The 21,711-nt window shown below is 72.6% G+C and carries 24 protein-coding genes and 1 pseudogene; 13 read left to right on the top strand and 12 right to left on the bottom strand.

Annotation, left to right across the window (positions count from 1 at the left end):
• Positions 1 to 194, top strand: a pseudogene (locus QSK15_RS11940) (hypothetical protein); the annotation flags it as partial.
• On the opposite strand, the gene QSK15_RS11935 reads toward QSK15_RS11940, so the two are convergent.
• Positions 174 to 1,094, bottom strand: a complete 921-nt coding sequence (locus tag QSK15_RS11935; protein WP_285794220.1) for an ADP-ribosylglycohydrolase family protein — start codon at positions 1,092 to 1,094, stop codon at positions 174 to 176. The pseudogene QSK15_RS11940 and the gene QSK15_RS11935 overlap by 21 nt on opposite strands.
• A gap of 73 nt (positions 1,095 to 1,167) precedes the next feature.
• Between QSK15_RS11935 and QSK15_RS11930 the strand changes: the two genes are divergently transcribed.
• Positions 1,168 to 1,857, top strand: a complete 690-nt coding sequence (locus tag QSK15_RS11930; protein WP_030338220.1) for a response regulator transcription factor — start codon at positions 1,168 to 1,170, stop codon at positions 1,855 to 1,857.
• Between the two features lie 29 nt (positions 1,858 to 1,886).
• A complete protein-coding gene (locus tag QSK15_RS11925) occupies positions 1,887 to 3,290 on the top strand; it encodes a HAMP domain-containing sensor histidine kinase (RefSeq protein ID WP_285794219.1) in 1,404 nt (467 codons plus the stop codon).
• A 233-nt stretch (positions 3,291 to 3,523) separates the two neighbouring features.
• Here the strand turns inward: QSK15_RS11925 and QSK15_RS11920 are convergent, their stop codons facing one another.
• Both QSK15_RS11920 and QSK15_RS11915 read right to left on the bottom strand, forming a co-directional pair.
• Positions 3,524 to 4,546 (bottom strand): adenosine deaminase, encoded by a 1,023-nt coding sequence (locus QSK15_RS11920; RefSeq protein WP_285794218.1) that lies wholly within the window; start codon positions 4,544 to 4,546, stop codon positions 3,524 to 3,526.
• Complete coding sequence (locus QSK15_RS11915; protein ID WP_285794217.1) at positions 4,543 to 5,337, bottom strand: trans-aconitate 2-methyltransferase; 795 nt, start codon at positions 5,335 to 5,337, stop codon at positions 4,543 to 4,545. Before QSK15_RS11915 ends, QSK15_RS11920 begins: the two co-directional genes overlap by 4 nt.
• Positions 5,338 to 5,420: 83 nt before the next feature.
• On the opposite strand from QSK15_RS11915, the gene QSK15_RS11910 reads away from it, so the two are divergent.
• Complete coding sequence (locus QSK15_RS11910; protein ID WP_285794216.1) at positions 5,421 to 6,404, top strand: aldo/keto reductase; 984 nt, start codon at positions 5,421 to 5,423, stop codon at positions 6,402 to 6,404.
• Between the two features lie 88 nt (positions 6,405 to 6,492).
• A complete protein-coding gene (locus QSK15_RS11905; RefSeq protein WP_030338231.1) occupies positions 6,493 to 6,684 on the top strand; it encodes a hypothetical protein in 192 nt (63 codons plus the stop codon).
• A gap of 121 nt (positions 6,685 to 6,805) precedes the next feature.
• Here the strand turns inward: QSK15_RS11905 and QSK15_RS11900 are convergent, their stop codons facing one another.
• The 7 genes from QSK15_RS11900 to QSK15_RS11870 form a co-directional block, all read right to left on the bottom strand.
• Positions 6,806 to 7,009: a cold-shock protein gene (locus tag QSK15_RS11900; RefSeq protein ID WP_030338233.1), complete on the bottom strand. Its 204-nt coding sequence runs from the start codon at positions 7,007 to 7,009 to the stop codon at positions 6,806 to 6,808.
• A gap of 288 nt (positions 7,010 to 7,297) precedes the next feature.
• Positions 7,298 to 7,570, bottom strand: coding sequence for a DUF4235 domain-containing protein (locus QSK15_RS11895; RefSeq protein WP_030338235.1), 273 nt, complete (start codon positions 7,568 to 7,570; stop codon positions 7,298 to 7,300).
• Positions 7,567 to 7,941, bottom strand: coding sequence for a DUF3618 domain-containing protein (locus QSK15_RS11890; RefSeq protein WP_285794215.1), 375 nt, complete (start codon positions 7,939 to 7,941; stop codon positions 7,567 to 7,569). Before QSK15_RS11890 ends, QSK15_RS11895 begins: the two co-directional genes overlap by 4 nt.
• On the bottom strand, positions 7,938 to 8,372 hold the full coding sequence (locus tag QSK15_RS11885) for a phage holin family protein (RefSeq protein ID WP_030338239.1): 435 nt from the start codon (positions 8,370 to 8,372) through the stop codon (positions 7,938 to 7,940). Before QSK15_RS11885 ends, QSK15_RS11890 begins: the two co-directional genes overlap by 4 nt.
• Positions 8,373 to 8,816: 444 nt before the next feature.
• Positions 8,817 to 10,007, bottom strand: coding sequence for a mechanosensitive ion channel family protein (locus QSK15_RS11880; protein WP_285794214.1), 1,191 nt, complete (start codon positions 10,005 to 10,007; stop codon positions 8,817 to 8,819).
• A gap of 83 nt (positions 10,008 to 10,090) precedes the next feature.
• Positions 10,091 to 10,912, bottom strand: coding sequence for a DUF1206 domain-containing protein (locus tag QSK15_RS11875; RefSeq protein ID WP_285794213.1), 822 nt, complete (start codon positions 10,910 to 10,912; stop codon positions 10,091 to 10,093).
• 59 nt (positions 10,913 to 10,971) lie between these two features.
• Entirely contained in the window at positions 10,972 to 11,337 is a 366-nt protein-coding gene (locus QSK15_RS11870) for a hypothetical protein (protein ID WP_285794212.1), read from the bottom strand.
• A gap of 96 nt (positions 11,338 to 11,433) precedes the next feature.
• Between QSK15_RS11870 and QSK15_RS11865 the strand changes: the two genes are divergently transcribed.
• Together QSK15_RS11865 and QSK15_RS11860 are read left to right on the top strand one after the other, a co-directional pair.
• Positions 11,434 to 12,660 (top strand): cysteine desulfurase-like protein, encoded by a 1,227-nt coding sequence (locus QSK15_RS11865; protein ID WP_285794211.1) that lies wholly within the window; start codon positions 11,434 to 11,436, stop codon positions 12,658 to 12,660.
• Positions 12,657 to 12,944 carry a GNAT family N-acetyltransferase gene (locus QSK15_RS11860; protein WP_285794210.1) on the top strand — a complete coding sequence of 96 codons (288 nt, stop codon included), beginning with the start codon at positions 12,657 to 12,659 and terminating at the stop codon, positions 12,942 to 12,944. The genes QSK15_RS11865 and QSK15_RS11860 overlap by 4 nt, the downstream gene beginning before the upstream one ends.
• A 9-nt stretch (positions 12,945 to 12,953) precedes the next feature.
• On the opposite strand, the gene QSK15_RS11855 is transcribed toward QSK15_RS11860, so the two are convergent.
• Positions 12,954 to 14,441: a glycoside hydrolase family 3 protein gene (locus QSK15_RS11855; protein WP_285794209.1), complete on the bottom strand. Its 1,488-nt coding sequence runs from the start codon at positions 14,439 to 14,441 to the stop codon at positions 12,954 to 12,956.
• 217 nt (positions 14,442 to 14,658) lie between these two features.
• On the opposite strand from QSK15_RS11855, the gene QSK15_RS11850 reads away from it, so the two are divergent.
• From QSK15_RS11850 to QSK15_RS11835, 4 genes are all read left to right on the top strand, one after another.
• Positions 14,659 to 14,784 carry a hypothetical protein gene (locus QSK15_RS11850; protein ID WP_256443624.1) on the top strand — a complete coding sequence of 42 codons (126 nt, stop codon included), beginning with the start codon at positions 14,659 to 14,661 and terminating at the stop codon, positions 14,782 to 14,784.
• 87 nt (positions 14,785 to 14,871) lie between these two features.
• Positions 14,872 to 15,822: a TIGR03557 family F420-dependent LLM class oxidoreductase gene (locus QSK15_RS11845; RefSeq protein WP_285794208.1), complete on the top strand. Its 951-nt coding sequence runs from the start codon at positions 14,872 to 14,874 to the stop codon at positions 15,820 to 15,822.
• Positions 15,823 to 15,898: 76 nt separating this feature from the next.
• Positions 15,899 to 17,530, top strand: coding sequence for a RecQ family ATP-dependent DNA helicase (locus QSK15_RS11840; protein WP_285794207.1), 1,632 nt, complete (start codon positions 15,899 to 15,901; stop codon positions 17,528 to 17,530).
• An 87-nt stretch (positions 17,531 to 17,617) separates the two neighbouring features.
• Positions 17,618 to 18,121: a hypothetical protein gene (locus tag QSK15_RS11835; RefSeq protein WP_030334948.1), complete on the top strand. Its 504-nt coding sequence runs from the start codon at positions 17,618 to 17,620 to the stop codon at positions 18,119 to 18,121.
• Here the strand turns inward: QSK15_RS11835 and QSK15_RS11830 are convergent.
• Positions 18,111 to 19,700, bottom strand: a complete 1,590-nt coding sequence (locus tag QSK15_RS11830) for an MFS transporter (protein ID WP_285794206.1) — start codon at positions 19,698 to 19,700, stop codon at positions 18,111 to 18,113. The genes QSK15_RS11835 and QSK15_RS11830 overlap by 11 nt on opposite strands.
• 82 nt (positions 19,701 to 19,782) lie before the next feature.
• Between QSK15_RS11830 and QSK15_RS11825 the strand changes: the two genes are divergently transcribed.
• Both QSK15_RS11825 and QSK15_RS11820 read left to right on the top strand, forming a co-directional pair.
• Positions 19,783 to 20,544 carry a TetR/AcrR family transcriptional regulator gene (locus QSK15_RS11825; RefSeq protein WP_285794205.1) on the top strand — a complete coding sequence of 254 codons (762 nt, stop codon included), beginning with the start codon at positions 19,783 to 19,785 and terminating at the stop codon, positions 20,542 to 20,544.
• Between the two features lie 8 nt (positions 20,545 to 20,552).
• Positions 20,553 to 21,587: a helix-turn-helix domain-containing protein gene (locus tag QSK15_RS11820; RefSeq protein WP_285794204.1), complete on the top strand. Its 1,035-nt coding sequence runs from the start codon at positions 20,553 to 20,555 to the stop codon at positions 21,585 to 21,587.
• Positions 21,588 to 21,711: the final 124 nt, after the last annotated feature.

Below are 21,711 nucleotides of genomic sequence, written 5' to 3'. Positions count from 1 at the left end.
GTAGCCCCCGTGAGCAGGGCAGCCCCCGTGAGCAGGGCAGCCCCCGTGAGCAGGGCAGCCCCCGTGAGCAGGGCAGCCCCCGTGAGCAGGGCAGCCCCCGTGAGCAGGGCAGCCCCCGTGAGCAGGGCAGCCCCCGTGAGCAGGGCAGTCCGCCTCGTCGGGGCAGCCTCGGGTCAGGGGAGCCAGGTGGGTAGGGGCTCACGGGCGGCCAGCCACGACTCGGGCACCCCGCCCGGGGTGCCGACGCCGGTGTACGCCGCCACCACCGCTCCCGCGATGGCGGCCGTGGTGTCCATGTCCCCACCGGCCCGTATGCACGTCTCGATGGCCGCCGGATAGTCGTCGAGGTGGGTGGCGGCCACCCAGAGGGTGAACCCGACGGTGTCCTGCGCGGTCACCCGGGAGCCGTTGCCGAGCGCCGCCACCACCCGGGGCAGCGGCCGGCCGAGCAGCTCGGCCGCCCGGTGTACGCCCCGATGCACAGCGGTGCCCGGGTCGAGCGCGGCACCGATCCCGGCGAGCAGCCGCTCCGGGGCCGGCCGATGCCCGTCGAGGCGGGCCCGGGCGGCCAGCGCGGCGGCGACGGCGACGGCGACCGCGCCGGCGATCCCCTCCGGGTGCGCGTGCGTCACCTCCGCACCGGCCCGGGCCTGCGCCGCGGCGCGCGCTGTCGAGTCGGCGAAGTACGCGCCGAGCGGGCCGACCCGCATCGCCGCACCGTTGCCGCAGGAGCCCTGCCCGTCGAAGGCCGAGGCGGCGGCCAGCGGCCACGGGGTGCCGCTGCGGATCAGCTCCAGGATCAGCATCGCGCCCGCGCCGTAGCCTCGGCGCGGGGTGCACCGCTCGGCGAAGGAGAGCGCCAGCCGGTCCCGGTCGATGCCGCCGGACTCGGCCAACTGGGCGAGGACCGAGCAGGCCATCTCGGTGTCGTCGGTCCAGTCCCAGGGCGCCGGCGGCAGGGCGTCGACGGCGACATCCACCGGCGCCGACCCCGGCAGGAAGTACTGCGCGCCGAGGGCGTCGCCGGTGGAGAGACCGGCGAGGCTGTCCCGGGCGAGGGCCAGGCGGGCATCGGCGAACAGGGTGAACGACATCGTCGTACCAGCTTGCCCGGTCGCCAGGCACGTCGCAACGCGATCAACTTGCCAGGCCAAGTACGGTCTTGTCGTGGCCTCCGTGCTCCTGGTCGAAGACGATCACGTCGTACGCGGCGCGATGCTGCGGTCCCTCACCGACCGGGGGCATGCCGTGCACGCCGTCGGTACGGCGTTGGACGCGCTGCGTCGGGTCGCCGCGGAGACACCCGACCTGGTGGTGCTCGACCTCGGCCTGCCCGACCTGGACGGCTCGGACGCGCTGCGGATGCTCCGCGGCATCACCGACATCCCGATCATCATCGCCACCGCCCGCGACGACGAGCAGTCGGTGGTGAAGCTGCTGCGCGCCGGCGCCGACGACTACATGGTCAAACCGTTCACCGGGGCGCACCTGGACGCGCGGATCACCACGGTGCTGCGCCGGGCCGGCCGGGCCAGTAGGTCCGTGCAACCGGCGGTGCACAGCGTCGGCGGGCTGCGGGTGGACGTGGGCGAGCGCAGCGCCCAGCTCGACGGGGAGCCGCTGGCGCTGACCCGTAAGGAATTCGACCTGTTGGCGTATCTCGCCGCGCGACCTGGGCGGGTAGTGTCCCGCCGGGAACTCTTGGAGGAGGTATGGCGGCAGCCATCGGTCGGCGAGGATCAGACCATCGACGTTCACCTGTACTGGCTCCGCAGAAAGATGGGCGAGTCCGCGGCGAAGCCGCGCTACCTGCGCACCGTGCGGGGGGTCGGATTCCGGCTGGTGGCACCGGACTGAGGACCGCGCTGGCAGTGCTCACTGCCGGCATGTGCAGCCTGGTGGCGCTCGCGTTCCTGATCCCGCTCGGGCTCAGTCTGCGGGAGCAGAGTCGGGACGAGGCGATTGCCGACGCGGCCCGGCGCAGCGCGCTGGTGACCGGCGCGCTGGCGGTGAGCACCGACCCGGTGGTCGTCGAGCGTGCCGTGGTGGCCAGCGCCGATGGCGCACCCACCCGACCCGTGGTGCACGGGTTGGGGCTGGACGAGTCCGCCGGTCGGGCCAGCGGCGGCGACCTGGAGCGGGCCCGCTCCGAGCGCCAGTCGGTGGTCGTCGACGTCGACGGCGGGGTGGCCCGGCTCGACCCGGTGGTCCTCGGTGACCGGACGGCAGTGGTCGAGGTGTTCCTTCCGGAATCCGCGCTGGGCGAGGGCGCCGGTGGCACGTGGCTGCTGCTGTTCGCCGTCGGTGCGGCGATGGTCGGCGCGGCGGTGCTGGTGGTCGACCGGGTCGCGGCCCGCGCGGTGGATTCGACCCGCGGCCTGGTCAAGGCGGCGCTCTCCATCGGCGACGGGGACCTCGGCGTCCGCGTCGAGCCGACCGGTCCGCGCGAGCTGGCCGAGGCCGGGTACGCCTTCAACCGGATGGCCGACCGGTTGGACGCCGCCCGCACCGACGAGCGGGAGTTGGTGGCCGACCTGTCGCACCGGCTGCGTACCCCGCTGACGGTGCTGCGGTTGGACGCGGAGGCGTTGGAGTCCGACGACACCAGCGTGGGTTCGTTCAGCCAGGCCGAGTTGGACCGGCTGCGCGGGATTCGGCGGATCCGGCAGGCGATCGTCACCCTGGAGGGTGAGATCGACGTACTGATCAAGACGACCCGCAAGGCGGTGGCGCACGAGGCCGGGCCGGCGATGTGTGACGTCAGCGAGGTGGTCCGGGACCGGATGGTGTTCTGGGCGGCGTTGGCCGGTGACCAGAACCGGCCGCACCGGGTCACCGGCGCGCAGCTGCGCATCCCGGCGCCGGTGCCGCGCGCCGAGCTGGCTGCGGCGCTGGACGCGGTGATCGGCAACGTCTTCCGTTACACACCGCAGGGCACCGCGTTCGAGGTGGCGGTGTCCCGGCGCGACGGTTACGTGGCGATCCGGATCGACGACGCCGGCCCCGGCATCGCCAACCCGGACCGGGCACTGCGCCGGGGCGCCAGCGACCAGGGCTCGACCGGGCTCGGCCTGGACATCGCCAAGCGGGTGGCGTTGCAGGCCAACGGCTCGGTGAGCATCGACCGCGCCCGGCTGGGCGGCGCCAGCGTGGTGATGCTGCTCGCCGACCCGGAGGCGACGCCCCGGCAGGTCAGCCGCTTCGGTCTGGTCGGCCGGATGGCCCGCGACGCCCGGGACACGAAGGCCAGCGGACGCCGGTGGCCCCGCCAGCGCCCCACCGACGACTGACCCGGCCAGCACCCGGGCTGTGCGCCGGCGCAAGTCTTCCTTAGATCGCGGTTAACGACGGCCCCGCGTCGGCCGCGGGCTGACAGGATTCACAGCACGAACCCACCAGTTCCACCGGCCGAGCGCAGCACGCACCCACTGCCGGTGGAGCCGCGCGCGCGGCGGGAGCCACAGGTCCCCCCACACCCCACGCTCCCGCCGCGCGCCCTGCTCGCCATCGAGTGGCGGCCGGCTCAGCCGGCGGTGGCGAGGTACGCCTCGATCTCGGCGAGGATCCGCTGCTTGCCGGCGGGGTCGAGGAAGGACGCGGTGACCGCGTTGCGGGCCAGCCCGGCCAGACCCTCGGCGCCGATCCCGAGCAGGCGGGCCGCCACCGCGTACTCGTCGTTGAGGGTGGTGCCGAACATCGGCGGGTCGTCGGAGTTGATGGTGACCAGCAGCCCGGCCTCGACCAGTCGGGGCAGCGGGTGCTCGTCGAGGGTGGCCACCGCGCGGGTGCGGACGTTGGACGTCGGGCAGACCTCCATGCCGATCTGCCGTTCGGCCAGGTACGCCAGCAGCTGCGGGTCCTGCGCGGCGGAGATGCCGTGCCCGATGCGCTCGGCGCCCAGCTCGTTCAGCGCGTCCCAGACGGTCTGCGGTCCGGTGGTCTCCCCGGCGTGCGGCACCGAGCGCAGCCCGGCGGCGCGGGCCTGGTCGAAGTACGGCCGGAACTGCGGTCGGGGCACGCCGATCTCCGGCCCGCCCAGGCCGAAACTGACCAGCCCGTCCGGGCGCTCGTCCAACGCGGTGCGCAGCGTCTCCTCGGCTGCCGGGAGGCCGGCCTCGCCGGGGATGTCGAAGCACCACTGCAGCTCGATGCCGAAGTCGGCCTGGGCGCGCTTGCGGGCGTCCTCGATGGCCTCGCAGAACGCCGGAGCGGGAATGCCCCGCCGGACGTGCGAGTACGGGGTGATGGTCAGCTCCGCGTACCGGACCTGTTGGCGGGCCAGCTCCCGGGCCACCTCGTGGGTGAGGATCCAGACGTCCTCCGGGTCCCGGATGAGGTCCACGACGCTCAGGTACACCTCGATGAAGTGCGCGAAGTCGCGGAACTCGAAGTAGGCGGCCAGCGCGTCGGGGTCGGTCGGCACGGGGGTGCGCCCCTCGTGGCGGGCGGCCAGCTCGGCGACGATCCGGGGCGAGGCGGAGCCGACGTGGTGCACGTGCAGCTCCACCTTGGGCAGGCCGGCGATGAAGGTGGGCAGGTCGGTCACGGATTCTCCTGAACATGGTCGCCGGTGCGGGCGACGACGAAGACGCGGCGGAACGGGAAGTACACCTGACCCTGCCGCACCGGGTACGCCGCGGCGAGCCGTACCCCCAGCTCGGCCCGGAAGGCGGACCAGCCGGCGGCGTCCAGCACGGCCCGGACCGGGCGCAGCGCGGTGCCCTCCATCCAGACCAGCACCGGGTGCTCGGCCGCGGGTCGGGCCGGTAGCAGGTGCACGTAGGTAGTCTCCCAGGCGTCCACGGCGCAGCCGGCGGCGGTCAGCAGCGCCGCGTAGTCGGCCGGGTCGTCGACCGGGTCGGCGCGCAGCAGCGGGGCGACGTCGGCCCGCCAGGTCGGCCGGTTGGCGACCTCCCGCAGGGCGCGGTGCGAGTCGGCGTCGAAGTTGCCGGGGACCTGCATGGCGAGCCACGCCCCGGCGGGCAGCTCGGCGGCCCACCGGCGCAGCATCTCCTGGTGGCCGGGGACCCACTGCAACGCCGCGTTGCTGACCACCACGTCCTCGTCGCCGGCCGGACGCCAGTCGCGCAGGTCGGCGACCGCGAAGTCGACCGGCGCACCGAGGGCCGCGGCCCGCTCGATCATGTCGGGTGAGGAGTCCAGGCCGAGCACGCGGCTCGTCGGCCAGCGCTCGGCAAGGGTGGCGGTGAGCTGGCCGGGGCCGCAGCCGAGGTCGACCACCGCCCGGGGTCGCCCGGCCGGGATCCGGGCGACGAGGTCGTGGAACGGCCGGGACCGCTCGTCGCCGAAGCGCAGGTAGGCCGTCGGATCCCACATGATCGCCTCCTAAACCGTACGTACGTACTGTTTACGGTACGGCTCGTCTGGCACCGTGGCAACCCGATCACTAGGCTCGGGGCATGGAACAGCGCAGCTTCAACCGGCTCGGCCGGACCGTTGGCGCGGTCGGCCTGGGCGCGTGGCAACTCGGGGCCGACTGGGGCACCGTCAGCGAGGACGACGCGATGGCGGTGCTCGCCGCCGCCGTGGACGCCGGGGTCACCTTCCTCGACACCGCCGACGTGTACGGCGACGGCCGCAGCGAGCAGCTGATCGGCCGCTTCCTGCGCACCCGACCAGACGCCGGGCTGACCGTCGCCACCAAGATGGGTCGCCGCGTCGAGCAGCGGCCCGAGGCGTACACCCTGGCCAACTTCCGGCAGTGGACCGACCGTTCCCGGGCCAACCTGGGCATGGACACCCTCGACCTGGTCCAGTTGCACTGCCCGCCCACCGCGGTCTTCTCCTCCGACGAGGTCTTCGACGGCCTGGACACCCTGGTCGCCGAGAAGGCCATCGCCGGGTACGGGGTCAGCGTCGAGACCTGCGACCAGGCCCTCACCGCGATCGCCCGACCGGGGGTGGCGAGCGTCCAGATCATCCTCAACGCGGTCCGCCACAAGCCCCTGGAGCGGGTGCTGCCCGCCGCGGCGGCAGCCGGTGTCGGCATCATCGCCCGCGTGCCGCTCGCCAGCGGCCTGCTCTCCGGCCGCTACGACGAGCACACCGAGTTCCCCGCCGACGACCACCGCAACTACAACCGGCACGGCGCCGCCTTCGACGTCGGGGAGACCTTCTCCGGAGTCGACTTCGACCGGGGTCTGGCCGCCGTACGCCGGCTGGCCCCGCTGGTCGACGCGGACCGCACGATGGCGCAGTTCGCGCTGCGCTGGGTGCTGGACCAGGCGGGCGTCACCGTGGTCATCCCCGGTGCCCGCGACGCCGACCAGGCTCGACGCAACGCCGCGGCGGCCGACCTGTCCCCGCTCACCGACGAGCAGCTGACAGCCGTCCGCGAGACCTACGACGAGCTGATCCGCCCGCAGGTGCACGACCGGTGGTGACCCGCGCGCCCGGGGTGCTCGCGTCGCACCGTCCGGCCGGCGATGCTGGACGGCGGCGTGCCGCCCCGGGCGGCGGAGAGGGGACGCGATGAGGGGCTGGCTTCCGCTCACCCTCGGCCTGCTGGCCGTGGTGATCGGCGCGGTGTGGACGGTCCAGGGCCTCGGCTACGTCGACGGCAGCGTGATGACCGACCAGAAGATCTGGGCGGTGGTGGGTCCGCTCGTGGCGTTGGCCGGGCTGGTGGTGCTCTGGCTCGGTCTGCGCTCGCGTCGACGCTGAGCGCCCGCTCCACTGGGGAGCCCGAACACGTGTGCAGCCCCGCATCCCGATGGGATGCGGGGCTGCACCGTTACCCTTGGGCCGGATCGTCCCACTGGCCGGCGGGGGCCGGCCGTCCTACTCAGATGGGACGGACCTGCTCGGCCTGCGGGCCCTTCTGACCCTGCGCGATCTCGAACTCCACCCGCTGGTTCTCCTCCAGCGAGCGGTAGCCGCTGGTCTGGATGGCCGAGAAGTGGACGAACACGTCAGCACCCCCACCATCGACGGTGATGAAGCCGAAGCCCTTGTCAGCGTTGAACCACTTCACGGTTCCCTGAGCCATGTGTATCTCCCTCTAAAAACTGGCGGCCGTGCACGCCGTCCGGCCGATTGGCCGTTTTTGAGCAGCGGTGCCTGAGGCGGCCCCACGAAGGAGACTTCTCTCAACCCACGCCATCTCGCAACAGCGGGGATCAGCAAATCACGGACGCAAAAAGTCTGTCACGACCTCTCCGACGAATTTCTCCGACATGTGACCTGACGGATGCCTCGGGTGTGCTGGGTGGCGGGCGATGCCATGCGAAAGCCCCCTTCCCATCGATGCGGGAAGGGGGCTGACGTCGCTGTCTGGTCAGTCCGGCCAACTGCCGGTCATCCGGCGGACGCCGACCGCGCCACCCCGGTCCACGGCGGCCCGGACGACCGCGAAGATGGCGCCCTGCAATGCCGCGGCCGCCAGGATCTCGCCCCAGCCGCGATCCTCGTCGGTCGCGTTGGGCGCCTCACCGTCGCCCGCGGTGACCTTCCAGACCTGCCGGAAGATCGCCCCGGCCACCGCCCCAGCGGCGATGCCCATCAACACGCCGACCGGCCGGTACGCGACCCTGCCGATGCTCTTACTCACCTACGCCTCCCCCGAACGATCATCAACACCACAACGGTGGCCACCGCGCCGGCCGCGATGGCCGCCCACGGCATCGGGTTGCGGCGCACCAACTCGCCCTTGTCGTACGCCTGTGCGCGTACCAGCTCGCTTTTCTCGTGGGCCCGCGCCCGCGCGATCCCCGCGCCCCGCACGGCCTGCCCGCGGACCCGAGCGACGGTCTGCGCCGCCTGCTCGCGCATCCGCTCCTTGGCCTGCTCGGCGGACTCCCTGAGACGCGCCTTGACGTCGGCCTTCGCGGCCAACGCCTCCATCGTCTCGCCCAGCTCGACCCGGGTGCGACGGATCTCCTCGCGCAGCGCCTCGGTGTCGCCGGTCCCGTTGCCGGTCATTGCCGCCCCCTGTCCTTCACCGCGGCGGTGACGGTGTCCATGTCTGCCCGGAGGCTGCGGACCGTGGCCGCCGGGACCGGCGGGACGGCACGACTGACCTGCTTCTTGCCCACCAGGGCGAGGATGCCGGCCACCAGGAAGCAGGCCACCGCCACGATCAGCGCCGCGGCCCAGGCGGGCAACACCAGGTCGAGTAGCAGGATCGCCGTGGCGACCAGCGCACCCAGGCCGAAGAACGCGAGCGCGCCGCCGCCGCCGAACAGGCCGATCCCGATGCCCGCGTGCTTACCCTTCTGGGTCAACTCCGCTCGGGCCAGCGTCAGTTCGTCCCGCACGAGGCGGGAGATCTGCTCGGTGGCTCGTTGCACCAACTCGGCGGTGGAGGGCTCGCTCCCGTTCTGGGATGTGCGGGCTTTCGCCACGTCAGCCATGCTGTCCTCCTTTCCTCATCACCGCGCTGTATGCCCGGAGTCGCCGCTCGTCAATCCTAAAGCGCGCCAAGCGGCACACCGTCGGTGTTGTCCGCACGCCGCGCCGCCGATACGCGGCCACAGCCGCCGCGATCACGCCAGAGACGTCCGGCAGCACATCCCCCACCCAAGCCCGACCAAACCTCGCCAACGGACCCCTCCCCCACCCCCGCCCCGCCCTCGGCACGCCCCGGCCCCCGCCCCGCCCCCGCAGCGGCGATCATGAGGTTGGCGGGGACACATCAGGCGTACTCACCCGTCAAGTCCATGATCGTCGGGGTCTGCCGCGCAGGATCGCGCTCGATCCTGGTTGTAGTGGCCTGGACGGCGGTGGAGGCCACTACAACGAGGACGTTGCACGATCTTCCGGGGCGCGCGGGGCGGGGCGGGGCAGGCGGGGTGCGGCTATTGGGGTCGGGATTCGTCGGGGCCCACGAAGGCTTCGCTGCGGGCGTCGCCGTCGTCGCTGCCGCCGAAGACGCGGGCGTCGTCGGGCGCCTCGGTGTCGGAGGGACGCTGGGCCGGGCGCCGCGGCTGCACCCACTGCCAGGACAGGTTGCTGGTGGAGTCGCCCAGCTCGGTGCGCAGCCGGGGCATCGCGGTCGGGCGGTTGTCCCGGATCCAGGCGACCAGGTGCTCCCGGACGAGGCAGCGCAGGTCCCACAGACTGCCCGCGTCGGCGGCGCTGACCAGCGCGCGCAACCGCACCGTCCCGCCGGTGGCGTCGGTGACCTGGAGGACGCAGACCCGCCCGTCCCACAGCTCGGTGCCCTCGACGAGGCGGCGCAGCTCCTCACGCATGGTCTGCACGGGCACCGCCCAGTCCACGTCGAACTCGGCGGTGCCGAGCACCGCCGCCTCCGTCCGGGTCCAGTTCTGGAACGGCTTGCTGGTGAAGTACGAGGTGGGCAGGATCAGCCGTCGGTCGTCCCAGATCTGCACCACCACGTAGCTGAGGGTCAGCTCCTCGATGCGCCCCCACTCCCCCTCCACGACGACCACGTCGTCGAGTCGGACGGCGTCGCTGAAGGCGAGCTGGAGGCCGGCGAAGACGTTGCCGAGCAGGCTCTGCGCGGCGAGCGCGGCCACCACACCGACCACACCGGCCGAGGTCAGCACACCGGCGCCGATGCCCCGCACGCTGGGGAAGGTCATCAGCATCACGCCGACGGTCAGGATGACGATCACCGCGATGGTCAGTCGGCGCAGCATCACCACCTGGGTCCGTACCCGCCGGGCGTGCCGGTTGTCAGGCACGTCGACCCGGAACCGGGCCAGCGCGGTGTCCTCCACGACGACCAGCAGGCAGGCGACCAGCCAGGCCAGCGTGGCGATGACGCCGAGGATGAGCAGGTGCAGCAGGAACCGCCGCCAGCTCTCGCCCACCGCGTACCCGGTGGTGAAGCGGACGGCGAACTGCACGGCGAGGACCGTCGCGGCGACCTGGAACGGGCGGTGCGCGTGCTCGGTCAGCTCGGTCAGCAGCAGTGACCGGCGACCGAACCGCCGGGTCAACCGGTGGACGACCTCGACCAGGAACAGGGCGACCGCCGCTGCGACGAGCGCGGCGACGGCCGTTTCGAGATAGTTCTGCACGGCTTCAGTGCTCCCCTTCAACCAGGCGTCGGGCACTCCGGGCAAAAGCCCAAGAGTGCCCGACGGCCTAGGAATCGACCAGTTCAGACCTTGCGGTACCGGGACTGGAGGAAGCAGTAGACGCCGAAGGCGGCGATGCCCAGGGCGACCAGGGTCAGCAGGAACGTGCCGTACGACTGCTCGCGCAGGGTGTGCAGCGCGGCGTCCAGACCACGGGCCTTCTCCGGGTCGTAGTTCACCGCGGCCACGATGACCAGCAGACCGGCGATGCCGTACGCGACACCCTTGGCCACATATCCGGCGATGCCCAGCCGGCGGGCGAGCTGGCGGGTCTTCGGGCTCATCTCGCCGGTCTTCAGGTGCTTCTCGAACTTCTTGAGCACGCCGTAGATCACCAGGCCGACGCCGATCGCGGCGAGCACCAGCCCGGCCAGGCCGACGAGCCAGCGGCCACCGCTGGAGGTCATCAGCTTGCCGGTCAGCGCCTCCTGCTGGTCGGCGCTGTTCGACCCGGCGTCGGAGAAGACCTTGAAGGCGGTCCAGGCGAAGTAGAGGTAGACGATGGTCCGGCCGGCCGACGCGACCCGTTCGGTGACCCGTTCCTTGCCACGCTCGGCGCGGTGCCCGACCGCCGCCTCCAGCCCCTGCCAGATCGCCATCGCGAGCAGGCCGATCGCGACGGCGATGACGAGGAACTTGCCGAGGGGCTGTTGGGAGAGGGTCCGCAGCGCGCCGGACTGGTCGCCGTCGTCGGACGACGTGCCGAACGCGATCTGCAACGCCAGCCAGGCGAAGAGCAGGTGCACGATGCCGTAGCCGATGAAGCCGGCCCGGGCGAGGAGTTCCAGCCACCGGCTGTCCGCCGTACGGGAGGCGGTGGCTTCGGCGTTACGGGTAAGTGACATGGCGCCACAATCTCCGTTTACGAAGATTTCCAAACGTCGACCACCGCCGCCCGCCCGGGTCAGCTACCCGGGTTGCGCGACACGCGGATCTTGACCTGCTGATCGGTGACGCTGTCCAGGGTCACCGCGAAGCCGCCGGCCTCGGCGGCCTGCTGGCCGGTGGTGAGGGTGAGCTGCTCGCCGGCGACCTCGACCGTCACCTGGTCACCCTCGGCGCCGACCAGCTTGGCCTCGACGCCGAGGATGGTGGTCCTCGCATCGACACCCCGATCGAAGGTGACGGTGCAGGCGTCCACCGAGCAGTCGGTGGAGGCGCCCTGGGAGCTACACCCGGCGAGCACAGCGAGGCCGAGCGCCAGACCGGCGAAGAGACCGGCGGCGCGGCGGACGGAGGACATGGGCATGGTGGCGGGTCGGTTCGTCACCTCGTCAAGGGTACGAGACGTTTGCGACGCCCCGCCGCATGGTGATCCACCCGCCGGCCGACCAGGGCCTCGGGAGCACCGGCTAGGGTCCGGGACATGCCGTTCGACATCGCCCGCACCCGGGCCGCGTACCCCGCCCTGACCGAGGGCTTCGTCCACTTCGACGGTGCCGGCGGCACCCAGACCGCGGCCGGTGTGATCGACGCGGTCACCGCTGCCATGCGGATGGCGGTCGGCAACCGCAGCGCCGCCAACGTGGCCGGCCGCCGGTCGTTGGAGCTGGTGGCCGAGGCCCGTTCGGCGGTGGCCGACCTGCTCGGCGCCGACCCGGCCGGGGTGGTGCTCGGCCCGAGTGCCACAGCGTTGACGTACACCATGGCCCGCACGCTCGGCGAGACCTGGCGTCGGGGTGACGAGGTGGTGGTCTCCCGGCTCGACCACGACGCGAACGTGCGGCCGTGGGTGCAGGCCGCCGAGGCGGCCGGCGCGACGGTGCGCTGGGCCGAGGTCGACCGGCAGACCGGCGAGCTGCCCGCCGCCCAGTACGCCGACCTGGTCGGTGAACGGACCCGGCTGGTGGCGGTGACCGCCGCCAGCAACGCCATCGGCACCATGCCGGACGTGCCGGCGATCGCCAAGAGCGCGCACGCGGTCGGCGCGTTGGTCTACGTCGACGGGGTGCACTCGGTGCCGCACGTCCCGACCGACCTGACCTCGCTCGGTGCCGACGTGCTGGTCACCAGCGCGTACAAGTGGTCCGGGCCGCACCTGGCGGCGATGGTGGCGGACCCCGCTCTCTGGGCGACGCTGCGCCCGGCGAAGCTGCTGCCGTCCTCCGACGCGGTGCCGGACCGCTTCGAGTACGGCACGCCGAGCTTCCCTCTGCTGGCCGGGGTGGCCGCCGCGGTGGATCATCTGGCCGGGCTGGACCCGGACGCGGTCGGGGACCGGCGGGCCCGGCTGCGGGCCGGGCTGGCCGCCGCCCAGGCCCACGAGGAGGCCCTGCTGGAGCGGCTGCTCGCCGGGCTGGCGCAGCGCCCGGCGATCACCGTCTACGGCTCGCCGGCCCGGCGCTGCCCGACGGTCTCGTTCCGGGTCGCCGGGATGTCACCGGCGTCCGTCCAGGAGGCGTTGGGCGCGGCCGGGCTCTGTCTCTCCGTCGGCGACTACTACGCCTACGAGTACTTCCAGCTGATGGGTCTGCGCGACAGCGGCGGCGCGGTGCGGGCCAGCATCTACCACTACAACACCACCGACGAGGTGGACCGGTTGCTCGGCGAACTCGACGCGCTGGCCGAGCCGGCGGGGAGAATAGCCGGATGAGCACCCTGGTCGAGGACAACCCGGCGAAGCACCGTTTCGAGATCCTGGTCGACGACGCGCTGGCCGGCTACACCGCGTACCTGATGCGCGGGGAGGTCCTGGTCTTCACGCACACCGAGGTGGACCGGGGCTTTCAGGGCAAGGGGGTCGGCGGCGCGCTGATCCGCGGCACGCTGGACGAGGTCCGCGCCCGGGGCGCGAGAGTTGTGCCGCAGTGCCCCTTCATGGCCGCGTTCATCGACAAGCACCCCGAGTACGCCGACCTGGTCGCCGACCTCCCGTAGCCGGGCGGGTCAGCGGGCGCCGGTGAGCACCTCGGCGGCGGCCCGTCCGCTGGCCCGGGTGGCGCTGTGGGTGGCCAGGTGCACCGCCCCGGTGACCAGCTCGGGCACGCCCAACTCGACCACCACCGCGTCCGGGCGGGCGGTCAACGCGCGGTGCACGGCGGCGCGCATCCAGTCGTGCCGGTGCAGGTCCCGGACGACCAGGACCAACGGGCGGGTGCCCGCCCCGGCGCCCGGGTCTGCCGGCACGTCGGGTTCGCCGTAGCGGACGGTGCTGGTGCCGGGCAGCAGCTCGCCCAGCGGCCCACCGATGCCCCAGGGGGTCTCGGCACCGATGGCGATGTTGCGCAGCGGCTCGAACTCGACGACGTGTGCGGCACTGGTCAGTGGCAGCGCGCCCGTCGTGCCCGGGGCGGCGGTGACCCGGACGGCCCGGCGGGCGGCGACCAGCCCGACGTCGGCGGCGCGCGCCGCGGCGGAGCCGGCGCCGCGGGCGGCCACCGTCCAGGCGGCGAGTTGACCGACGCGCTTGGCGGCCTCGGCGAGCCGTTCCTCGGGCAACTCGCCGGAGATCACGGCGGCCACGATGGCGTCGCGCAGCTCGCGGGCGGCCTGCTCGTCGGCCCGTTCGCCGCCGATGCAGATCGCGTCGGCACCGGCGGCGAGGGCGCGGACCGTCGCACCGGCGAAGCCGTACCGGTCGGCGACCGCGCGCATCTCCACCGCGTCGGTGACCACCACGCCGGAGAAGCCCAGCTCGTCGCGGAGCAGGCCACCGAGGATGCGCTGACTCAGTGTCGCCGGCAGCTGCGGGTCGAGCGCAGGCACCAGCAGGTGACCGGTCATCACCGCCTGCACCCCGGCGGCCACGGCGGCGCGGAACGGGGCCAGTTCGCAGGCGTCCAGCCGGGCCCGGTCGGCGGTGATCCGGGGCAGGTCGTGGTGTGAGTCGACGCGGGTGTCGCCGTGCCCGGGGAAGTGCTTGGCGCAGGCCGCGACGCCGCCGGCCTGGAGCCCGCGGACCCAGGCGGCGGTGTGTCGCGCGACCAGCGTCGGGTCGGTGCCGAAGGAGCGGACGCCGATCACCGGGTTCGCCGGATTGGAGTTGACGTCGGCGTCCGGGGCGTAGTTGAGGGTGACGCCGGCCGCGGCCAGTTCGACGCCGAGGTCCCGGGCGACGGCCTCGGTCAGCGCCGGGTCGTCGACCGCGCCGAGGGCGAAGTTGCCGGGCCGGGAGCTACCGTGGACCGACTCCAGCCGGGTGACGTCGCCGGCCTCCTCGTCGATGGCCACGATGACGTCCGGCCGTTCCGCGCGCAGCGTCGCGGTGAGCGCGGCCACCTGCTCGGTGTCGACGACGTTGCGGGCGAAGAGGACCACCGAGCCGAGACCGTCGCCGAGCCAGCGGCACACCCACGGTGGTGGGGTGGTGCCGACGAAGCCGGGTTGCAGGACGGCGGCGGCGAGCGCCGGGAGGTGCCCGCTGGCCGTGGTCACTGCACCCCCTCGCAGTGGTCGACGTCGATCGCCGACGACGGTGCGCCCCCGTCGATCCGCTGGTTGCGCTCGCTCATGCGGCCCCCGTACCCCATCTCTCACGCGCCCTCGGCGCACCGCCACCGGCAGGCGGTCCTGCCATGGTCACACTGAGCGATTCAATAGTCAATAAACCTTACAGTTGCCTGGCGGCCCGCTCCCCGGGGAGAGTGCGGGGATGGATCCCGTCCCGCTGGCCGACGCGACGAGCCCGGCCGACATCCCCGGCGTACGCCTGCTCGGCCTGGTGGTCGGCGCTCTGCTGCTGCTCGCCGCGATCCGGGCGATGTTCGGCCGACGCTGACCCGGCCCACGGCGCGCACCGGTGTGACCCGGCCCCACCGGGGTACGGCTCTGCCCATCAGCAGTCCGCGCGCCGAAGGGGTAAGCCATGAAGATCGGATACTTTCTGTCCAGTGAGGAGCTCACGCCAGCCGAGTTGCTGGAGCAGGCGCGCGGTGCCGAACGGGCCGGCTTCGAGGCGCTGTGGATCTCCGACCACTACCACCCCTGGGTGGACGCCCAGGGTCAGAGCCCGTTCGTCTGGTCGATGATCGGCGCGCTCAGCCAGGTCTGCTCGCTGCCGGTGACCACGGCGGTGACCTGCCCGACGGTGCGGATCCACCCGGCCGTGATCGCCCAGGCGGCGGCGACCAGCGCGGTGCTGCACGGCGGACGGTTCGTGCTCGGCGTCGGCACCGGCGAGGCGCTCAACGAACACATCTTCGGCGACGCCTGGCCGCAGGCCGACGTCCGGCTGGAGATGCTGGAGGAGGCCGTCGAGGTGCTGCGCGCGCTGTGGGGCGGCGACTTCGTCAGCCACCACGGCAAGCACTACACGGTGGAGCAGGCCCGGATCTACACGCTGCCCGACGCTCCCCCACCGATCTACGTCTCCGGCTTCGGACCGAAGTCGATCGACCTGGCCGCCCGGATCGGCGACGGCTACGTCAGCACCATGCCCGACGGCGAGATGGTCCGGCGCTTCCGCGAGAACGGCGGCGGCGACAAGCCGTGCCAGGCCGGCTTCAAGGCGGCGTACGCCGACAGCGAGGACGAGGGGATGCGGATCGCGTACGAGCGCTGGCCAAACGCGGGGGTGCCGGGTGAGCTGTCCCAGGTGCTGCCCTCACCGCGGCACTTCGAGCAGGCCAGCGAGCTGGTCAGGCCGGAGATGCTGAAGGAGGCGTTCGTCTGCGGCAACAGCGCCGACGCGCACCTCGAAATGATCGACAAGTACGCCAAGGCCGGCTTCGACGAGGTCTACGTGGCCAACACCGGCCCGCACCACCAGGGATTGTTCGACCTCTATCAGCGCGAGGTCCTGCCCCGGCTGCGCTGAGCTGCGGGGGGCAGCCGAGCCCATGATCGTCCGAACGCGTTTCGGGAATCATGGGCTCGGGTACCTCCGGCCCTCGATGAAACTGTCCACGCACTCGATGACGTTGCGCCGCGCGGCCCGCAGCCTTTTCGGCTGGAAGGCGCTGCGGCCCAACCAACTGGCCGCCATGCGCGCGGTGATGAAGCGACGCGACGCCCTGGTGGTGTTGCCCACCGGCGCCGGCAAGTCGGCGATCTACCAGATCCCGGCCAGTCTGATCCCCGGCCCCACAGTGGTGATCTCCCCCCTGCTGGCCCTCCAGCAGGACCAGATCGCCTCCCTCAACGAGCGGCAACGCCCGGAGCTGCGGGCGGTGCGTATCAGCTCGAACGAGTCGCCCACCCAGCAGGCCGAGGCGATCACCGAGGTCCGCGAGGGCCGGGCGGAGTTCCTCTTCATCACCCCGGAACAGCTCAGCAACCCGGAACGGATGGCCGAGGTGGCCAGCCTGAAGCCGGCGCTGGTGGCGATCGACGAGGCGCACTGCATCTCGGCGTGGGGCCACGACTTCCGCCCCGACTACCTGGCGCTCGGGCACCTCATCGACGGCATCGGCCGACCGCCGGTGGTCGCGTTGACCGCCACCGCCTCCCCTCCGGTCCGCGACGACATCATCGCCCGGCTGCGGCTGCGCGAGCCGGAGGTGGTGGTCTCCGGGCTGGACCGACCGAACCTGTTCGTCGAGGTCGCGCACTGCCCCACCGAGGACTACCGGTGGCGGCGGCTGGTCGCGCTGCTCCAGGACGACGAGCGACCCGGGATCATCTACGTGCCGACCCGTCGCGCCGCCGAGGAGTTGGCCTCCCGGTTGACCGACGCCGGCTTCCCGGCGCAGTTCTACCACGGTGGGATGGCGGCCGGCGCGCGCGCCGAACTGCACGAGGCGTTCCTCGCCGACCAGGTCCCCATCATGGTGGCGACGTCGGCGTTCGGCATGGGCATCGACAAGCCGAACATCGCCTGGGTGGTGCACATGGCGCTGCCGGACTCCCCGGACAGCTACTTCCAGGAGATCGGCCGGGCCGGGCGGGACGGGCAACCGGCCCGGGTGTTGCTGCTCTGGCAGGCCGAGGACGTGGGCCTGCAACGGTTCTTCAGCGGCGGCCTGCCCGACGTCGACGAACTGCGCGACCTCGCCGCGCTGCTGCGCCGCAAGCCGGCCACCAAGACCGAGCTGCGCGAGAGCACCGGCCTCGGGCCGCGCAAGCTGGGCCAGTACCTCTCCCTGCTGGAGCAGGTCGGCGCGGCCGAGCCCCGCGCCCGGCAGCGCATCGGCGCGCCCCGTTACTCCCCCACCCCGGCCGACGCCGCAGCGGCCGCGCTGGCCGAGGCGGAGCGCCAGCAGACGGTGACCCGGTCCCGCACCGACATGATGCGGGCCTTCGCCGAGACCAGGGCCTGCCGGGGGCAGACCCTGCTGGCGTACTTCGGTGAGCAGATGACGCAGGTCTGCGGGCACTGCGACAACTGCCACAACGGCACCAGCGTGGCCGACCAGGGCGCGGTCGGGCCGTTCCCGGTGCACAGCCAGGTGCGTCACCCCGAGTGGGGGCAGGGCCTGGTGCTCTCCTACGAGGACGACAAGATGACGGTTCTCTTCGATGAGGTCGGGTACAAGACGTTGTCGGTGCGCGTGGTGTCCGAACAGGGCCTGCTGACCCTGGACTAGCCTGACCGGGCACCGGTGTCGGGCCCGGTGGATCGACCAAGCAGAGCACCGATTGATCAAGCAGAGCAGGGCGGAAGGGGCGTTGCCGTGATCGAGCAGCCGGCGTACACCGGGTTCGGGTTCTCCGACGAGGAGTGGGGGCTGCTGGTCGGCCTCCCGCAGTCGGTGCTGACCGCGGCGAGCGCCGCCGAGTCCGACGGCACCCGCCGGACCATGGCGGAGAACGCGGCCGGGCTGGAGACCATCGCCGCCGGCCGGGAGTCGGCCAGCCCGCTGGTCGCCGCCGTGGCCGGTGAGATCGTCACCCGGGTCGGCGACCCGGAGACCGGTGAGGAACTGCCGGTCATCGCGCCCGCCGACCCCGGGGCCTACCTCGACGACGTGCTGCTGCGGGCCGGCCAGGCCGCCGAACTGCTGGCCGCGCGGGTCGACGAGGGTGAGGCCGGCGCGTACAAGCACTGGCTCGTGAAGATCGCCGAGCAGGTGGTGGGCGCCGCCTCCAGCGGTGGGCTGCTGGGCATCGGCGGCGAGTCGGTCAGCGACTCCGAGCGGCGTTTCCGCGACCGGCTCGCGCACGTGCTCATCGACTGACCGGCGACAACGAGGGGTCGGTCGGACCGGTCGGCTCGGCGGCCAACGCCGCGGAGTCGGCCGGTCGGACGCCGCGCAGCGCGGCCAGCGCGGTGACGGCGCCCAGCAGCATCACCGCCATGGCGGCGTAAGCGGCCAGGTGCAGCCCGTCGGTGAACGCGACAGCGGCGGCGTGCCGCACCGCGTCGGCCAGCTCCGCCGGCAGCCCCTGAGCGACCGCGAGCGCGCCACCCAGGGTCTCCTGGGCCGCGTCGCCGGTGTCGGTGGGCAGCCCGGCCGGCAGGCCGTCGACGATCTCGCGCCGGTAGACCGCCGCGCCGACGCTGCCCAGGATCGCCATGCCCAGCGCACCGCCCAGCTCGCTGCTGGACTCGGTCAGCGCCGACGCGACACCGGCCTGCTCGGGCGGCGCCGCGCCGAGGACCAGCTCGGTGACGAGGGACATCACCATCACCAGACCACCCGCGTAGACACTGGCGCCGACGAGCAGCAGCCACAGCGGCGTCTGCGGGGTGACACGGGTCAGCACCGCGAAGCCGACCATGGCGATGCCGAATCCCGCGCCGATCAGGTAGGCCCGTTCGACGCGTTGGGCGAGGGCGGCGGCGGCCGGCGCGACAGCGCCCACGGCGAGGGACGGCACCAGGCTCCACAGTGCCGCCCGCAGCGGGCTCAGGCCGAGCACCAGTTGCAGGTGCTGGGTGGTGAAGATGGCGAAGCCGACGATGGCGAACATCGCCAGCAGGTTGACAGCGAGTGACCCGGCGAAGCCGTGACGGCGGAACAACGCGAGATCGACCATCGGGTACGCCCCGGTCCGCTGCCGGTGCAGGAAGAGCGCGCCCACCAGCAGGCCAGCGACGATGGCGAGCACCCGCACCGGACTGACGCCGTCGCGCGCCATCTCCTTGATGCCGTAGATCACCGGCAGCAGCGCGCCGAGCGACAGCACCGCGCTGATCAGGTCGAAACGCCCGGTCGCCGGGTTGCGGAACTCGGGCACCAGCAGCGGGGCGAGCAGGAGCAGCAGCAGCATCGCCGGGATGTTGATCAGGAAGATCGAGCCCCACCAGAAGTGCTCCAACAGGATGCCGCTGAGCACCGGGCCGAGAGCGATGCCGCCGGTCAGGGTGGCGGTCCAGACGCCGATGGCGGTGCCGCGCTGCTTGGCGTCGTGGAACATGTTGCGCACCAGGGCCAGCGTCGAGGGCATCAGGGTGGCCCCACCGACGCCGAGGAGGGCGCGGGCGGCGATCAGCGTCGCGGTGCTGTCGGCGTACGCGGCCAGCAGCGACGCCGCCCCGAACGCGGTGGCACCGGTCAGCAGGAGCCGGCGTCGGCCGATCCGGTCACCCAGAGCGCCCATGGTGATGAGCAGCCCGGCCAGCACGAAACCGTAGATGTCGAAGATCCAGAGCTGCTCGGTGGCGCTGGGGCGCAGCTCCGCGCTGATGAACGGAACGGCGAAGTAGAGCACCGACACGTCCATCGAGACCAGGAGCAGCGCCAGCATCAGCACCGCCAGCCCGGTCCACTCCCGCCGGCCGGCGCGCGCTGCCGGTGTGGTGGTGGTCTTCATGATCAGTTTCCCTTCTGCGTATGTCGTACGCTGTTATGCGTAGACCATACGCAGAACTAGGATGGCGGGGCAAGGAGGAAATGTGGCGGCGAAGACAGACGACAGCGGGCCCGTACTCCCGCCGGCCATCGAGAGCGCCTGGGGGCTGCGGGAGCGACCCCCCAAGGGGCCTCGGCCGGGAATGAGCGTGCCCACCATCGTGGACGCCGCGGTCCGGGTGGCCGACGCCGACGGCCTGGCCGCCGTGTCGATGAGCCGGGTGGCCAAGGAGCTGGGCGCCGCGACCATGGCCCTCTACCGGTACGTCGGCTCGAAGGACGAACTGCTGATGCTCATGGTGGACACCGGGTACGGCCCGTCCCCCGGTCCGCCCGGCCCGCAGGAGGACTGGCGTACCGGCCTCACCCGGTGGGCCTGGGCCGAACACGAGGTGCTGCGGCGACGGTCCTGGCTGCTGCACGTCCCGATCAGCGGCCCACCGATCACCCCGCAGCAGCTCGGCTGGATGGAGGACGGGCTGCGCTGCCTCGACGGCACCGCGCTCGGCGAGAGCGAGAAGATGTCGGTGCTGCTGCTGATCACCGGGTACGTCCGCAACGAGGCCACCCTCACGTCGCAGATCGCCGAGGGCAGCCGGGCGGCGGGCGTCGAGCCCGCCGAGATGATGCCCGGGTACGCCCGGTTGGTGGGCCGGCTCATCGACCCGGCCCGCTTTCCCGCGCTGCACCGGGTGCTCAGCGCCGGCGTGCTCAGCCAGGACGACCACCCCGACGACGAGTTCGTCTTCGGTCTGGACCGGATCCTCGACGGCGTCGAAGCGCTGATCCAGCGCCGAGCGGGATAGGGCGCCCGATGCTGGCGAGAAACACCATCGACACCACGGTTCTGCCCCCGCGCGAACGGTTCGGCATGTGGCTGGACCTGGTGGCGCGCACCTCGGCGCCGCTGCGCATCCGGTCCGCGCACAGCGACGACTTCGCCGCCCGCGCCGACTTCATCGCTCTCGGCCCGATCCAGCTGGTGCAGTACGAGTACCCGTCGCTGGACGCCACCCGGACCCGCAAGCTGGTCCGCCAGTCCGACCCGGAGCTGTACATCCTCGCCCTCACCACCGGCGGCATCGGCACCTCCAGCCAGGACGGTCGCCGCAGCGAGATCCTGGCCGGCGAGTTCACCTTCTACGACGGGTCCCGGCCCCACGAGGTCTGCCATCACGCCACCGAGCCCGATCGGGATCAGGCCACCTCGATCATCACGCTGATCCCGCACGCCGCCCTGCCGCTACCGCCACAGCGGATGGCCGCGCTCTACGGCGGCCGGATGTCGGGCAGCGAGGGGATCGGGGCGCTGCTGGCGCAGTTCCTGCTCCAGGTGACCGGACACCCCGAGCAGTACCATGCCGCCGACGCCGGCCGGCTCGGCGCGGTCGGGCTCGACCTGGCCACCACCATGCTCGGCCGGCACCTCGTCGCCGAGGACGCCGTGCCCACCGAGGTCCGCCGCCGGGCGCTGCTCACCCAGGTGCAGTCGTACATCCACCGCCACCTCGGCGAGGTGACCCTCGACCCTCAGGTCGTCGCCGACGCCCACCACATCTCGGTGCGGTCCCTGCACCGTCTGTTCGAGGCCGAGGACGCCACCGTGGCGTCGTACATCAGGGACCTGCGACTGACCCGGTGCCGGCGCGACCTGACCGACCCGGCGCTGCGCAACCAGCCCGTGCAGACCATCGCGGCGCGGTGGGGGTTTCCCCACAAGGCCCACTTCAGCAGGGCGTTCAAGGCCGCCTACGGAATGACCCCGCAGGAACACCGCGACAACGCTTCGGATCTGGCGCGGATCGTCAACCGCCAGGCGTCCACCGTCAACTCGCGACCGGCAGACTGACACCGGCGCGGCCGACCATCGCCTGGTGGGCCGCAACGGGGGCCGTGGCGAGGCGCCCGCCGCGCGAGCGGCGGGCGGCCGCCCGGTGGCACCCCGCCCACGCCCGAGGCTCCGACCCCGTCGC

The organism is Micromonospora sp. NBRC 107095 (assembly GCF_030269705.1).
Taxonomy (GTDB): Bacteria; Actinomycetota; Actinomycetes; order Mycobacteriales; family Micromonosporaceae; genus Micromonospora; species Micromonospora parva.
Note: the sequence above shows the minus strand (reverse complement) of the source record. Positions and strands in the feature narration are given on the sequence as shown.